The sequence below is a fragment of the Halobacterium sp. KA-4 genome, from assembly GCF_021028995.1.
In the GTDB taxonomy this organism is placed as follows: domain Archaea; phylum Halobacteriota; class Halobacteria; order Halobacteriales; family Halobacteriaceae; genus Halobacterium.
Window position 1 is genome coordinate 1 of sequence record NZ_JAJJZG010000007.1, and the last position, 13,902, is coordinate 13,902.

The following is a 13,902-nucleotide window of genomic DNA, read 5'->3' on the forward strand; positions in this document are numbered from 1 at the left end:
TGGCTCGGTACCGACGGCGAGACGCTCGAAGCGATGGCCGAGGGTGACGAGGATGCCGACGAGGGGCCGGAAGTCGTCGACCCGGAGCGCGTCGAGGGCGACGAACTCTCCGAGGTCGTGGACGACTTCGACGAGGACCAGCCGAAGGGTGAGCGCGATGAGTGACGAACACGACGGCGACGACGAACACGAGGAGCGGGAGCCGCTAGCGGACCTCCGCGAGGACGTCGAGCGAAGCCGCGAAGCAGAGACGGACGACGAGTTCGAGGAGCTGTTCACGGACGTCGACGTCGGCAGCGTCGACGAGGAAGAGGTCTGGGAGCAACTCTCGGAGTCCGCGGACGAGCCGGTCGCGGACGCGGTGGGCGTCGCGGAGTCGGCGGGTGTCGAAGCCGGGGCCAGCGGGGAACTCGACCGCGACGTACGCGTCGTCGAGAAACGGCTCTGCCAGGGCTGCGAGCATTTCTCGGACCCGCCGGAGACGGCGTGCACGCACGAGGGGACGACTATCGAGGCGGAGGTCGACACCGACCACTTCCGCGTCGTGAATTGTCCGGTGGTCGCGGCCCGCGAGGAGAGCGAGGCGAGTGATTTTTCCGCGGACGAGCCCTAGCTCGAGACATGCAGTTCTGCGACGAGTGCGGGTCGATGATGCACAAGCAGGACGACGAGCGGGTGTGTTCCGGTTGTGGGAACACCGAGCCCGCCGGCGACAGCGGCGAGTTCGTCACGACCGCCGCTCAGGACACCAGCGACGTCATCGAGACGAGCGAGGAGGCCAACTTCGAGGGGAAACCCACGGCCGAGGAAATCTGTCCGGACTGTGGCCACGACGAGGCGTGGTACACCATCAAGCAGACTGGCGCCGCCGACGAGCCGCCGACGCGCTTCTTCAAATGTAAGGAGTGCGGGAGTCGGTGGCGCGAGTACGCCTAGCACACCTCCGAAACGTTCACGCTCGACTGGGGTGACGCGAGCATATGAACGAGTTCGCGTACGTCGTGAACGTGGACTGCGCCGTGGTGAGAGACGACGAGTACCTCGTCATCGAGCGCGGCAGCGAGGAGGAGCACGCACCGGGAACTGTCGCGTTCCCGGGCGGGAAAGTCGAACAGGAACAAGGTTGGATGCCATCGAGAACACGGCCCGGCGGGAGGTAAGCGAAGAGGTCGGCATTGAGGTCGGGGACATCGAGTACGTCTGCAGTAACACGTTCGTCGCCGACGAGGGGACGCAGTGCTTGAACGTGGTGACGCGCGGCGAGTACGTCGCTGGCGAGCCACGGGTGTACGCCACCGACGAGGTCGAGCGCGCGTTCTGGCTGCCGTACGAGCACTTCGAAGGAAACGAGAACGTACCCGAGTACGTTGTCGAGTTTGCCAAGCGCGTCGCGGCCACCAGAGCGGACTGACGGTTCAGTCGCTGTGTGAGTCCACAGAAGGGCTTTACTGCCGGCGCTGGAGGTCTGAGTATGCGACGCCGAGCCCTCCTGTCGTCGCTGGCGGCGACCACCGCAGCCCTCGCGGGGTGTGCGTCGTCGGGCGATGGCACCGGAACGACCGTCGATGACCCGCAGACGACTAGACCTGTAACGTCGACGAGCGCCGGCGACGTGCCCTCGGGCGAGCCCGAGGCGTACGCGAGCATCGTCGAGTTAGAGACGGGACCGCGGACGTACGCGTTCGCGCCGACGCGCCAGCGCACCGACGACGAGGTGGAGGTGGCGCTGTGGTTCGACCGCACGGCAACGGCCGACCACCCCGCGCGCTTGCGGGGGTGGCTGGAAAACCGGGGCGACTACGCGAACCCGGTTGACGTGGAGTGGATTCCTGCCGTCGGACGAGTGCACGGTCGACAGCCGAGCGGCTACGACCATGGGGCCCGCCTGCACTTCGCGCCGACGGGGAACAACGATCTCGCGGAGACGGTGCCGGAGGTGGTGCGCGACGAGTCCGGCTACTGGCGCGTCGAAGACCTTGGACCATGGATGACCGAGACAGAGCCGATGGAGGCGGGCGAGCGCGTCGAACTGGAGTACGTGCTCGTCGGCGAGCCGGGGATGGACGGGCGACCAACGGGTACCTACGAGTTCCGCGGCCGGGACGGCGACGCGCGGGTCGCCGTCTGGGACACGACTAGTCCAGGGCCGGACGCGGCGTCGCGGTTCGACGGCCGGTCGGTCCCGGCGCTCGCCGAAGACGCGACAGTACAGTGGTTCCACGACGCTGCCGAATCAACAGAAGTGTTCGTCCAACCGGCCAGCGAGCGCGTCGAACTTGACGCTCGCGTAGCGTTCGAGGTGGTGAACCACAGCCACGAGTCGGTAGGCTGCGGGCACTGGAACCTCCACAAGCTCGTGGACGGCGAGTGGTTCCACGTCGCGCCGATGGGGCATACGTCGGACTGCCGGCAGCTCGCGCCGGGCAGCCGGGAGTCGTGGGCGCTACGCGCGTTCAACGGCGACGCCGTGCCGTGCGAGGTGAGCGGAGGTGGCTGCCGGGACGGGCTGACGCGGGGCTATCTCGGTGGCGGCGAGTACGCCGTCGTCGCGGGCTACGGCCACCCCGAGGACCAAAGCGCGGCGCTTGTGGAACTCGTTGGCGATCCCGTGACCATCACCCCGACCGAGGATGCGACCGTTGAGGTGGATGGTGACACGGCGGTGGTGGTGACCGGGCGGTACGGCGACGGCGAGCGTCCGCCGGACGCGTCGTTCACGCTGACGCGCGTGGTGGACGCCGACGAGCGCGTCATCGCCGAACGAGTGATGGGCGACGGCGGGTTCGCCCGAGCGGGAAGCGGACTACGGAACGCGCTCGCGGCAGCGACAGACGACGTCGAGCGCGTGGTGGTGCGAACGGACGAGCATGCGGTGGATGGCGCGCTTGGCTACGATGCCGACACGCGGCGGTTCACGTTCCGCGGGCAAGCGTATGAGGTCACGCGCGGCGAACCAGAAGAGTGAGTCACTGCAGCAGCAGCCACGCGGTCGCGACCGCGATGCCGCCGAGCGCGGTGGAGGCGACGGCGTGGAGGCGGAGCTGGTCGAGGACGCCGTGGTCGTGGTCGTCGAGGCCGCGGGTGGCGGCGGCGTGGACTTCGCTGCCGGTCTCGCACTCGGGGAGGAAGTCCATCGCGACGTGGAGGAAGATGCCGGCGGCGAACCCGAAGATGACGGCGCGGAAGGTGGCGTCCGTTGGGAATGAGAGGATAGTGACCGCGAGCGCGGCGATGCCGACGCCGGCGGATGGGAGTAGCAGCATCATCGGGGAGCGGCCCTGCGCGGTGAGCCGGCGCGCGGCGGCGTAGCCCGCGGGGCCTTTGTGGGAGACGATGGCGAGCCCGAGTAGCGGGCCGAGGTCGGGCATCGCGGTGTAGACGATGCCGATGATGGAGCCGGCGGTCAGCGAGTGCGCGGCCAACTCGGCGGACGTGCGGTCCAGCGGGAGGTCGCGGTGTGTGACGAGGTGGCCGATGGTGTGTGCGCCGAAGCCGACGAGGATGCCGGCGGCGATGCCGAAGCCGCCGGGTTTGGGAGCGTAGCCGATGGCCTGCGGGACGAGGAACGCGGCGGAGCTGGCGACCATCGCGCCGCTGGCGAGGCCGTACCCCCAGACGAGGCCTGTTGGGTGTTCGGTGCTGGCGCGTGCGCCGATTGCGGCGGCGCCGGCCATCGCGGCGAACGCGACCCACGCGATGCCGAGGAGTTTCCGCGCTTCGCCCGTGCTGAAGACGTAGGCGGACAGCGCGAGGAACGCGACGAGACTGACGACGCCGAGGCGCGAGGTGCGCGCCCGGATCGTCGCGACGGACTGCGTGACAGACATTCAGTTATTAAATTCTCCCGGAGAGTTAATACTGTGTCGGTTGGCCGGCACGCCGAAGACCCCAGGTTGCGTACTTCGAGTATGGACGTCGTCTCAATGGAGTGGCGGGACGTGTTGGTCGCGAGTTGGCCGGTCGACCCCGAAGTCGTCGCCAGAAGACTCCCCGACGGTGTCGAGGTGGACACGTTCGACGGCCGTGCGTGGCTGTCCGCGGTCCCGTTCGTGATGAAGGACGTCCGGCCGTTCGGCATTCCCGCGTCCATCGGCCGGACGTTCGGCGAACTGAACCTCCGCACGTACGTCACCGGCGACGCCGGCCCTGGCATCTACTTCTTCAACCTCGACGCGAACGACCGGCTCGGCGTCGCGCTCGCGCGCACCCTGTTCCGGCTGCCGTACTACCGCGCGAAGATGAACGTCACCCAGGAAGACGGCGCAGTCGAGTTCCAGAGCCACCGCACGCACTCCGGCGTCCCGGACCTGGAGTTCGACGCGACCTACGGACCGGTCGGCGAGCCCGAGACGGCGAGTCCCGGCACCCTCGAAGCGTTCCTGCTGGAGCGCTACCGCTTCTACGCGGCCGGCCGCAAGCGGGTGTTCTGCGGCGAAGTCGCCCACGACCCGTGGCGGCTCGCGCACGCCGACGCGACGTTCCGCACGAACGACCTCTTCGCCGCGAACGGCTTCGAACAGCCCGAATCCGTCCCACACCTCCTCTACAGCCCGGGCGTCGACGTCACCGCCGAGCGCGTGCGCGTCGTCTGACTACTCGCTCGATGCCTGCCAGTCCGCGAGGTCCAGCACCGCGCCGTCGAGGCGCTCGGGCTCCGATACCGCCCACGTGAACAACCCCGCGACTTCCGCGGGGTCGCGGCCCCCCTCCCCGTGGAGCGCAGTGTCGACGGCGCCAGGATCTACGCAGCCGACGGCCTGCTCGCAGTCCGCCGCGAACTGGCGCGCGACGCCCTCGACGGCGGCCTTCGAGACGGCGTACGCGCCGAACCCAGGCTCTGTGTCGCGGGCGACGCTCCCGGTCGGAACGACTACCCGCCCGGTCTCGTCCATGTGCGGGAGCGCCTCGCGAACGGCCGCGAACACGCCGCGGGCGTTCGTCCGCATCGTGTCGTCGAACGCGCTGTAGGACTCCTCGAGGAGCGGCGTCTCGCCCGCCGACCCGTGGTAGACGGCCGCGCAGGGCGCAACCACGTCGATACCGGAGGCGTCGCCGGCCTTCGACGCGCGCTCCATGAGGCGTTCGAGTTCGTACTCGTCGCGCACGTCCGCCCGCAGGAACTCGCCACCGAGCTCGTCGGCCAGTGCATCGAGCGCTTGTCGGTCCCGGCCGCCGAGCACGACCGTTGCCCCCTCGTCGGCGAACGCCCGCGCGACCGCTTCGCCGAGGCCGCCGGTCGCACCAGTCACCGCTACCGTGGTCGTCATGGCGACAGCGACGACGCCACCGGGGGTAAATCTCCCGGATGGCTCAGAGGCCGATGTCGTCGGCGTGCGCGTCGACGAAGTCCGCAACCGTGGTGTCGTGGAACTCCACGTGGTAGTCGACCTGCACGATTGGCGCGTCCACGTCGACGTACTCCGACAGCGAGTGCGGCGTCCCCGCGACGACGACCTCGGGGTCCACGTTCCGGATGGTGGCTTCGAGGTCCGCTATCTGCTCGTCGGTGTACCCCATCGCGGGCAGCAGCCGGTCGAGGTGGTCGTACTTCTCCAGAGTGTCCGCGATGGAGCCGACGGCTTCCTCGCGCGGGTCGAGGCGCGTGGCGTCGTAGCGCTCGGCGGCGACCGTGCCGGCGCCGTAGTCGGTGCCGCCGTGCGTGAGCGACGGTCCATCTTCGACCACGAGCGCGTCCTTCCCGCGGACGGCGTCGGGGTCGTCGACGGTCACGACGGAGTCCGCGTGGAGAATCTCGGCGTCTGGGTTTACCTCGCGAACGTTCTCCACGACGGTCCGAATCTGGTCCTCGCTGGCGCTGTTCTCCTTGTTCACGACCACGACGTCCGCGTCCCGGAGATTCGCCTCCCCGGGGTGGGAGGTCAGTTCGTCGCCGGCGCGCAGCGGGTCCGCGAGCACGACGTGGAGGTCCGGGCGGACGAACGGAAGTTCGTTGTTCCCGCCGTCCCATACGATGACGTCGGCTTCCGCGCTCGCGCGCTCGACGATTTCGGCGTAGTCGACGCCCGCGTAGACGACGTGCCCGCGCTGGACGTGCTGTTCGTACTCCTCGCGTTCCTCGATGGTGAGGTCGGCGAGGTCGGACTCGTCGGCGAAGCGCTCGACGCGCTTCTCGGTGAGGTCGCCGTACGGCATCGGCTCGCGGACGACGGCGACGTCGTATCCACGGGATTCGAGTTCGGCGGTGAGCGCCCGCGACACCTGGCTCTTCCCGCAGCCCGTGCGTACCGCGTCCACCGCGAGCACGGGCACGTCGGCGTCGAGTTGCATCTCGTCGGGGCCGACGACGCGGAAGTCCGCGCCGGCCGCCAGCGCCCGTGAGGCGACGTGCATCACCTTCTCGTGGGAGACGTCGGAGTAGGAGAAGACGACCTCGTCGGCGGCGTACTCGTCAACGACGGCTTCGAGTTCGGGTTCGGGGACGATGGGGATGCCGTCGGGGTGGTCTGGGCCAGCGAGTGCCGCGGGGAACGTGGCGTGGTGGTCGCCCGTCTCACCGAGGTTCTGACTTGGCGCGGCGGTGAACGCGACGACGCGGTGGTCGCGGCTGTCGCGGAAGACGGTCAGGAAGTCGTGGAAGTCACGGCCGAGGGCACCCACGATGACGACTCGTCGCATATACTATAGCGTCGCCACGCCACCACTGTAAGCCTACCCGCCACTACCCGAGGAGGAAGGTAGGGACGTAGAGCACGAGACACGCCAGCGACCCGGCGCGGCCGACGGGCCGGCGCGTGTAGACGACCGCGAGCACGAGCGCGCTCGCGACGATCATGTAGCCGACGGAGGTGAGGACGGCGTCGACGCCGGTGACGTGGACGCCCGCGAGCGCGGCGCCGACGCCCAGCGAGAACAGCGGGTCCGTGATGTTCGAGCCGAGCAGCGTCCCCACCGCGATGCCGGTGCGGTCGCGGCGGACGGCGACCAGCGCCACCGCGATTTCGGGCGCGGTCGTCCCTAGCCCCGTGACGAGGCCGACGAGGTAACTCGGGACGCCCACGGCGACTGCGAGCCGTTGGCCGCCCGTCACGAGGAGGTGGCCGCCGACGACCACCAGCGCGACCCCAAGGAGGACGTAGCCTGTGGCGCGCTGGAGCGTCAGCTCCGACTCCGCGACGTGTTCGGCGTAGTCCTCGTGCTCGGCAAGCACCGCGAGGAAACCCAGGTACGCCAGCACCATGAGCGCGCCCTGGACGCGCGTGATGGTGCCGGACTGGAGCGCGACCGCCATCACCGCCATTGCGGCGAGCATTCCACCGCCGTAGACGCGGGTCTTCTCACGGGCGACCGACAGCGGCGCGGCCAGCGAGAGAATACCCACGCCGAGCGTAATCTGGGAGGTCGCGGAGCCGACGATGTGGCCGACGACGAGGTCGCCGGAGCCGTACGCCGCGGCGTACATCGACGTCGCGATTTCGGGCACCGAACTCCCGACGGAGACGACGGTGACGCCGACGAAGAACGTGGAGATGCCGGCATGTCGGGCGAGTTCGCTCGCGCCGTCGACGACGCGGTCGCCGCCGTAGACGAGCGTCGTGACGCCCGCTAGCAGCGTGAGCAGTGACGCGAACACGCTATCGGGCGCGGGCTACGGGGTGTCGTTCGGACGCGCGACTACGCATCGGTTGGGCGGAGACGCCGCATCGGGAAAACAACCGGGGCCGGGTCAGCCCGTCAGCACTGTGCCGGTGAGGTCGCCGAGCGGCCGTGTGACGTCGAAGGCGGGTGTCTGGACGTGAATCGGCGTGTCATCGGTGACGTCGTAGAATTTGAGGTGGAGACTGAACGTGCCGTCGGCGGCGATGGGCGCGGCCTCCTGTTGGCCCGAGGGCTCGTGGGTCGCCCACGCGTAGTCGCCGGCGTGCTGGGGGTCGACCTCGCCGTCGACGAACGCCTCCTGGGGCGCGCTGAAGTCGGTGCCGCGCATCGGCTCGCCGTTCTCGTACCACGGGCCGAACCCCTCGTCGATGACGAAGACGTTCGTGAAGCCGGCCTGCTGGAGCGCGGACGCCCGAACCGAGGAGAGGTGGTGCGGGCAGCCGCAGTAGCAGACGATGCGGTCATCCTTCGACCAGCCGCTGATACCGCCGCCCTCCGAGCCGCGCTGGGCGGGGCTGCTCACGGCGCCGTAGATGTGCGCGCGCTCGTACTGCTGGAGGCCGCGGGCGTCCACGAATCGGGCGTCCGCGCGCTGGTGCCAGTAGCGCGCCACCTCGATGGGCGCGAGCCGGATGGTCTCGCCGTTCGTGGTCGTCGTCGGGAACGACGACGGGTCGACGTTACGCTCGTCAGGGTTGCCGTACTCGGGTGGGTAGCCGTCGGCCGGGTCCTCGTCGGCCGGTAGCGAGGTGTTCGCGTGGAACTCCGCGTTGAGGTTGCCGACGTGGTTGACCGACGACGACGAGGAGCCCAGCAGCCCGAGACAGCCCGAGACCGCAGCCAGCGAGCCCGCGGCACTGGCGGCGAGGAACGCGCGACGGTTCATACCCGTATCTGTGGGCGTCACCGAAGTAAGGGCTGTCGCTGTCCGCACCGTTCGCTCGTTCGCAGCGACTGCGGGCGCGGGGAAGCACTCATCCCGAGCGCCGGTGTACGACCGAGCATGGGACTGCGACGCCGCCTCCGGAACGGGATTACGCTCGCGCGTGACAGCATCGACGTGCTGCGCGACCACCCGAACCTGCTGTGGTTCCCGTTGCTGGCGGGCACCGCTGGCGTCGTGTTCGTCGTGTTGGCGTTCGGCGTCGGAGTCGGCCTGCTCCCGCTGACCGTGCTCGTGAACGCGCCCGAAGCAACCCTGTACGTCGCGCTCGCGGTCGGTTACTTCGGCTCGGCGTTCCTCGCGGTGCTGTTCACGGCGGGGTTGATGTTCGCGACGAAGGACGCCATCGAGGGCCGCGAGCCGAGCGTACGCGCGGGCTTGCGGGCGGCGTGGCAGCACAAGGGCACGCTGTTCGCGTGGGCGGTCGTCAGCACGCTCGTCGGACTCGTCGTGCGCGTGCTCCAGGAGTCGGACAACCTCGCGGGCGTCATCGCGGGTGTGCTGCTGAGTACGTCGTGGGCAGTCATCACGTACTTCGTCGTCCCGGTCGCCATCTTCGAGGACGAGGACATCCGCGGCGTGTTCGGGCGCAGCGTCGACATCGTCCGGGACACGTGGGGCGAGTCGCTGGGCGCGGAGTTCGGCCTCGGGTTCGTCCACGCCGCGCTCTTTCTGGTGGCCCTGCTCGTCGCCGTCGTCGTCTTCGTAGCCTCGGGCAGCATCGCTGCGGCGGCGGCCGTCGGCCTCCCGCTATTCGTCGTGGCGTTCGTCGTCGCGTCGACGCTGAACGGCATCGCGAAAGTCGCACTCTACGAGTACGCGACCACAGGCCAGCCGCCGAACTACTTCGAGAACGTCGACTTCGATGTCGGCGGGGAGAACGACGGCACCCGACAGCCCAAGTCGCCGCTCCAGGATCGGCTCCGCGGCGGCATCTAGAGCCGTTCCAGTTCCTCGACAGTTCGCTCGCTGTCGTCGGCGTCGCCCGTGTTCGTCGTGCCTGCCGGCTCGAACAGCACGACTTTCGTCTCCTCGTGGGTGACCGGGCGGTGTTCGACGCCCGCGGTCGCGACCGTCAGGTCACCAGGGCCGAGGTGGACCGCGTCCTCGTGGTCGTCCTCGCGGTACTCGATGGTGAGGTCGCCCTCGACGACGTAGAACAGTTCGTCGGCATTCTCGTGGGCGTGCCAGACGAACTCGCCGTCCAGCCGCGCGACCTTGACGTGCTGGTCGTTCAGTTCGGCGAGTACGCGGGGCTCCCACGTCTCCTCGAACGACGCGAACGCTTCGGCGAGCGAACGAGCTTCCATGCGCGGAAGTGGGTGCTGTGGGGCGAAAGGTCGTTCGACGCCGGCAGCCGTATGAGAGGCCGTCACAGACCACAGCGGGGACGCAACCCGTTTGTACGGCGGTCCACTGTATCTAACAATGAGTTATCGGATTGGGCTCGTGGGCAAGCCCTCTGTGGGGAAGTCCACGTTCTTCAACGCGGCGACGATGAACGACGTGCCGGAGGGCGCGTACCCGTTCACGACGATCGACCCGGCGGTCGGCGAAGCCTACGTGCGCGTGGACTGCGCGGCACCGGAATTCGACGAGACGTGCACGCCCTCGACGGGCTACTGCGAGGACGGCACGCGGTTCGTTCCGACGAAACTCGTGGACGTCGCGGGGCTCATCCCCGGCGCTCACGAGGGCGCTGGCCTCGGCAACCAGTTCCTCACGGACCTCAACGAGGCCGACGTGCTCGTCCACGTCGTCGACTTCTCCGGGACGACGGACATGGAGGGCGAGGCCACCGAGGGCCACGACCCCAGGAAGGACATCGACTTCCTCGAAGACGAACTCGACCAGTGGTACCTCGACATCCTGGAGAAGGGCATCGAGCGCTTCGAGGGCCAGCACGCCGGCGAGACCGCGCTCGAAGTCGAACTCGCCGAGCAGATGAGCGCGTTCCGCACCACCGACGAGGAAATCAAGCAGGTCATCCTCGCGCTGGGCCTCGAACTCGACCCCGCGACGTGGGACGACGACGACCGAATGGAACTCGCGCGCGAGATTCGCAAGCGCACGAAGCCGATGGTCGTCGCCGCGAACAAGATGGACACCCCCGAAGCGCAGGAAAACTGGGAGACCATCACCGACGACCCCGACTACGACCACCTGACGTTCGTACCGACGAGCGCGCACGCCGAGAAGGCGCTCAAGCAGGCCAGCGAGAACGGCGTCGTCGACTACCGCCCCGGCAGCGACGACTTCAAGATTACCGGCGACGTCGGCGACGAGCAGGCCGCCGGCCTCGAATCGATTCGCGAGTTCCTCGGCGAATTCGGCGGCACGGGCGTCCAGCAAGCCCTCGAAGCCGCGCTGTTCGACGAACTCGGCGTCGTCCCCGTCTTCCCGGGTTCCGCGAACGGGCTCGGGACAACCGACGGCCGCGTGCTCCCGGACGTCTTCCTGCTGCCGGAGGGCGCGACCGCCGAACAGTTCGCGTACCACGTCCACAGCGACGTCGGCGATGGCTTCCTCCACGCCAAGGACTGCCGCGCGAACCGCCAAATCGCCGCCGACCACGAACTCGACCCGCGGGACGTCGTCGAAATCATCACCACGAACTGAGCGCTCGCCCGGGTCCGACACGTTGAGGGACCCGAGCGCTCTCTATCCGGCCATGTCGCCGTGGCTGGTGTTGCTCGTCGCCGGACTGTTCGAGACTATCTGGGCAATCGGACTCGCGTACACTGACGGCTTCACGGAGCCGCTGCCGTCGGCTGCCACGCTGGCGGCGATGGGCGTCTCCGTCTACTTGTTGTCGCGGGCCGTCCAACAGATTCCGGTCGGGACGGCGTACGCCGTCTGGACGGGCATTGGCGCGGTCGCGACCGCGATTCTCGGCGTCTACCTCTTCGACGAGCCGGTGTCGGCGCTGCGCGTGGGCTGCATCGCGCTCGTCGTCGTCGGTATCGCCGGCCTCCAGGTCACGAGCAGCGGCCACGCCTAGAGCACGACACCCGAGCGCAAGAACGCAATGAGTACCGTCAACACCGGGATGCCGAGCAGCGTGGTGACGAGCACGCACGTCGAGACGTACTCGGGGACGGAGACGCCCTCCGAGCGCGCGCCGGCGGCGAACTCGCCGACGAGGATGACCGGCGTGACTGCCGCGGGCATCGCGGCTTCGAGGACGAACACGCGCGCGACCGTCGCGTCCCCGAACGGTATCACGAGCGCGACGCCGAGCGCGACCAGCGGCGCGACCCCGAGCTTGAGCGCCGTGGCCGGTGCCGTCCGGGAGACCGCCGCGCCCGTGTTGGTGCGCGCGAGCTGGATGCCGAGGACGAGCAACATAACGGGAATCGAGGCGTCGCCGACCAGTTTGAGCGACTCCATACCCGCGTTGCTGGCGGGCGGGACGACGCCGAATGCGCGGGCCGCGAGCGCGGCGACGACGGCGTAGACGAGCGGCAGCCGGAACACGCGACGGAGGCCGACCAGTCCCGCGGAGCCGCCGCTCCGGGACGCCGCATAGACGCCGAGCGTGTACATCAGCACGGACTGCACGGAGAGGAACACGACCGCGGTCTGGCGGCCGACGTCGCCGAACGCGAAGTCCGAAACGGGGACGCCGAGGTTTCCGGCGTTCGAGAACATGGCGACGAGCACGAGCGCGCTCAGAATCGGCTCGCGCTCGCCGAGCAGGCGGCCGGTCGCCTCCGCGACGCCCCACATCGCCACCGTAAACGCGACAATGCCGACCGTCAGCCACTGGAGTGTGGCGGCGTCCAGCTCGGTGACCGCGAGGCTGTGGAAGACGAGCGCGGGCGCGAGCACGTAGACGACCGCGGTGTTCAGCGGCTGCGGGTCGACGTCCTTCAGCGTCGCGAGCACGTAGCCGACGGCCGCGATGGCGACGATGGGGCCGACTGCGCCGAGGAAGATGCTGGCGAAGTCAACCATTAGCGAGTGGCCTCCGGGCGGCGCGAGCGGTTCGCGGGCGAGGCGACGGGACGTGAGTCCGGGAGCACGGCTTGTTTCGATGCTCGCAGGTAGGGCCTTTCTGTATTTCGACACCGGACCGCATCGGGGAGGCCGTACGGCAAGCTATCACGTGAGATGTGGTACCACTCCTTCCCGTTGATTTAAACGTCTCGGACGGCTATACTATGTGTGAGCGAAGAATCTGGGCGCCGCAACCTGCGGATGCCCGACGAAGACGAACTTTTCGCCGTCGTGACCGAACACAACGGCGGAAATCACGTGCGTGTGCAGTGCGAAGACGGCGAGAACCGGATGGGCCGCATCCCCGGCCGAATGAAATACCGAACCTGGATCAACGAGGGCGACGTCGTCCTCGTCGAACCTTGGGACTGGCAGGACGAGAAGGCCAACATCGAGTGGCGCTACGACGAGCAGGACGCGGACCAGCTCCGCGAAGAAGGCCACATTAACTGAATCGCCGGCTTCGAAGTAGTTCTGCAGTCTTTTCCCGTATTTCGACGTCGTAGCGACGCTGCCAGCTACTCCTCGTCGGTTAGCGACACCGTGAGCACGGGCACGTCCGCAGAGGTCACGACCTCCCGGGAGACGCTACCGAGCATCGAGTTCTCGAAGTCGCCGCGCCGCGTCCCCATCACGACGAGGTCGACGTCCGACTCGTCGGCGTAGTCGAGGATCTCCTCGCCGGGGTTGCCGCGGCGCAGTTCCGTCTCGACAGTAACGCCCTCGGCCTCGAAGGTCTGTTTCGCGTCACTGAGCGCGCCCCGACCCTCCGCGCGAAGCTGTTCGACGGCTTCGCTCTGCATCGCGTCGTCGAGCGTGAGGAACGCACGGTCGTCGACCACGTAGAGCACGTGGACGGTCGCGTCGCGGCGCGCGGCGATGTCTGCGGCGTGTGCGAACACCTTCAGCGAGGCGTCGCCGCCGTCAGTCGGGACCAGAATCCGGTCGTACATGCTCGCCGGTAGCACCGACTGCGTAATAGGCGCCGGGATTTCGCTCGGGTGCACAGAACCGCGACGCCGTCGCTGTGTGTCGTAGTTCCGAAAGAAACGTAGTGTCTGTGTCGCTGTGAGGCGACGGAAAGAGTCGAATTAGAGCCGGACGACGTTCGTCGCGCGCGGACCCTTCTCAGCCTCTTCGATGTCGAATTCGATCTCGGTGCCTTCGGTGAGGTCCTCGCCGCCGACGTCCTCCATGTGGAAGAACACGTCCTCGTCCGCGTCCTCAGTCTCGATGAAACCGTAGCCGCCCGTGTCGTTGAAGAAGTCAACCGTACCGTTTGCCATTACAACCATACGAAGGCCGGGTACACGGTTAAGGGTTGGCATCCAGCCGTCGACGCG

Annotated in this window: 19 protein-coding genes; 10 read left to right on the forward strand and 9 right to left on the reverse strand. The window is 68.3% G+C overall.

The features are described 5' to 3' along the window. Positions 1–157: 157 nt before the first annotated feature. Genes LPA44_RS08630 through LPA44_RS08650 form a run of 5 tightly spaced genes read left to right on the forward strand, consistent with a single transcriptional unit; the run spans position 158 to position 2,965 of the window. A complete protein-coding gene (locus LPA44_RS08630) occupies positions 158–613 on the forward strand; it encodes a hypothetical protein (RefSeq protein WP_230889180.1) in 456 nt (151 codons plus the stop codon). An 8-nt stretch (positions 614–621) separates the two neighbouring features. After that, positions 622–936 carry a transcription factor S gene (locus LPA44_RS08635; RefSeq protein WP_230889181.1) on the forward strand — a complete coding sequence of 105 codons (315 nt, stop codon included), beginning with the start codon at positions 622–624 and terminating at the stop codon, positions 934–936. Positions 937–980: 44 nt separating this feature from the next. After that, positions 981–1,160 carry a hypothetical protein gene (locus LPA44_RS08640; RefSeq protein ID WP_230889182.1) on the forward strand — a complete coding sequence of 60 codons (180 nt, stop codon included), beginning with the start codon at positions 981–983 and terminating at the stop codon, positions 1,158–1,160. Further along, entirely contained in the window at positions 1,124–1,411 is a 288-nt protein-coding gene (locus tag LPA44_RS08645; RefSeq protein WP_230889183.1) for an NUDIX domain-containing protein, read from the forward strand. Before LPA44_RS08640 ends, LPA44_RS08645 begins: the two co-directional genes overlap by 37 nt. A gap of 60 nt (positions 1,412–1,471) precedes the next feature. Further along, on the forward strand, positions 1,472–2,965 hold the full coding sequence (locus tag LPA44_RS08650) for a hypothetical protein (protein ID WP_230889184.1): 1,494 nt from the start codon (positions 1,472–1,474) through the stop codon (positions 2,963–2,965). Position 2,966: 1 nt separating this feature from the next. Here the strand turns inward: LPA44_RS08650 and LPA44_RS08655 are convergent, their stop codons facing one another. Further along, positions 2,967–3,827 (reverse strand): ZIP family metal transporter, encoded by an 861-nt coding sequence (locus LPA44_RS08655; protein WP_230889185.1) that lies wholly within the window; start codon positions 3,825–3,827, stop codon positions 2,967–2,969. 81 nt (positions 3,828–3,908) lie between these two features. Here LPA44_RS08655 and LPA44_RS08660 point away from each other — a divergent pair, with 81 nt between their 5' ends. Next, a complete protein-coding gene (locus LPA44_RS08660; protein WP_230889186.1) occupies positions 3,909–4,592 on the forward strand; it encodes a YqjF family protein in 684 nt (227 codons plus the stop codon). Here LPA44_RS08660 and LPA44_RS08665 read toward each other — a convergent pair whose 3' ends face one another. The 4 genes from LPA44_RS08665 to LPA44_RS08680 form a co-directional block, all read right to left on the reverse strand. Further along, positions 4,593–5,267, reverse strand: a complete 675-nt coding sequence (locus LPA44_RS08665) for an SDR family oxidoreductase (protein WP_230889187.1) — start codon at positions 5,265–5,267, stop codon at positions 4,593–4,595. Positions 5,268–5,310: 43 nt separating this feature from the next. Then, entirely contained in the window at positions 5,311–6,636 is a 1,326-nt protein-coding gene (locus tag LPA44_RS08670; RefSeq protein WP_230889188.1) for a GTPase, read from the reverse strand. A 43-nt stretch (positions 6,637–6,679) separates the two neighbouring features. Then, complete coding sequence (locus LPA44_RS08675) at positions 6,680–7,591, reverse strand: sodium:calcium antiporter (RefSeq protein ID WP_230889189.1); 912 nt, start codon at positions 7,589–7,591, stop codon at positions 6,680–6,682. Positions 7,592–7,684: 93 nt separating this feature from the next. Continuing rightward, a complete protein-coding gene (locus LPA44_RS08680) occupies positions 7,685–8,503 on the reverse strand; it encodes a rhodanese-like domain-containing protein (RefSeq protein WP_230889190.1) in 819 nt (272 codons plus the stop codon). A gap of 117 nt (positions 8,504–8,620) precedes the next feature. On the opposite strand from LPA44_RS08680, the gene LPA44_RS08685 reads away from it, so the two are divergent. After that, positions 8,621–9,499, forward strand: coding sequence for a DUF6159 family protein (locus LPA44_RS08685; RefSeq protein WP_230889191.1), 879 nt, complete (start codon positions 8,621–8,623; stop codon positions 9,497–9,499). Here LPA44_RS08685 and LPA44_RS08690 read toward each other — a convergent pair. Then, positions 9,496–9,870: a cupin domain-containing protein gene (locus LPA44_RS08690; protein ID WP_230889192.1), complete on the reverse strand. Its 375-nt coding sequence runs from the start codon at positions 9,868–9,870 to the stop codon at positions 9,496–9,498. The two genes, LPA44_RS08685 and LPA44_RS08690, sit on opposite strands and share 4 nt — an antisense overlap. 118 nt (positions 9,871–9,988) lie before the next feature. Here LPA44_RS08690 and LPA44_RS08695 point away from each other — a divergent pair, with 118 nt between their 5' ends. Together LPA44_RS08695 and LPA44_RS08700 are read left to right on the forward strand one after the other, a co-directional pair. Further along, positions 9,989–11,179 (forward strand): redox-regulated ATPase YchF, encoded by a 1,191-nt coding sequence (locus LPA44_RS08695; RefSeq protein WP_230889193.1) that lies wholly within the window; start codon positions 9,989–9,991, stop codon positions 11,177–11,179. A 52-nt stretch (positions 11,180–11,231) separates the two neighbouring features. Further along, positions 11,232–11,561 carry a DMT family transporter gene (locus LPA44_RS08700; protein WP_230889194.1) on the forward strand — a complete coding sequence of 110 codons (330 nt, stop codon included), beginning with the start codon at positions 11,232–11,234 and terminating at the stop codon, positions 11,559–11,561. On the opposite strand, the gene LPA44_RS08705 is transcribed toward LPA44_RS08700, so the two are convergent. Next, positions 11,558–12,517, reverse strand: coding sequence for an AEC family transporter (locus tag LPA44_RS08705; protein WP_230889195.1), 960 nt, complete (start codon positions 12,515–12,517; stop codon positions 11,558–11,560). The genes LPA44_RS08700 and LPA44_RS08705 overlap by 4 nt on opposite strands. A gap of 210 nt (positions 12,518–12,727) precedes the next feature. Between LPA44_RS08705 and LPA44_RS08710 the strand changes: the two genes are divergently transcribed. Then, a complete protein-coding gene (locus LPA44_RS08710) occupies positions 12,728–13,012 on the forward strand; it encodes a translation initiation factor eIF-1A (RefSeq protein WP_330166349.1) in 285 nt (94 codons plus the stop codon). 65 nt (positions 13,013–13,077) lie between these two features. On the opposite strand, the gene LPA44_RS08715 is transcribed toward LPA44_RS08710, so the two are convergent. Together LPA44_RS08715 and LPA44_RS08720 are read right to left on the reverse strand one after the other, a co-directional pair. Further along, the gene (locus tag LPA44_RS08715) at positions 13,078–13,512 is read right to left on the reverse strand and encodes a universal stress protein (protein ID WP_230889196.1); all 435 of its coding nucleotides are present in this window, start codon (positions 13,510–13,512) and stop codon (positions 13,078–13,080) included. Positions 13,513–13,650: 138 nt separating this feature from the next. Continuing rightward, positions 13,651–13,845: a cold-shock protein gene (locus LPA44_RS08720; RefSeq protein ID WP_059057480.1), complete on the reverse strand. Its 195-nt coding sequence runs from the start codon at positions 13,843–13,845 to the stop codon at positions 13,651–13,653. Between the last annotated feature and the right edge of the window lie 57 nt (positions 13,846–13,902).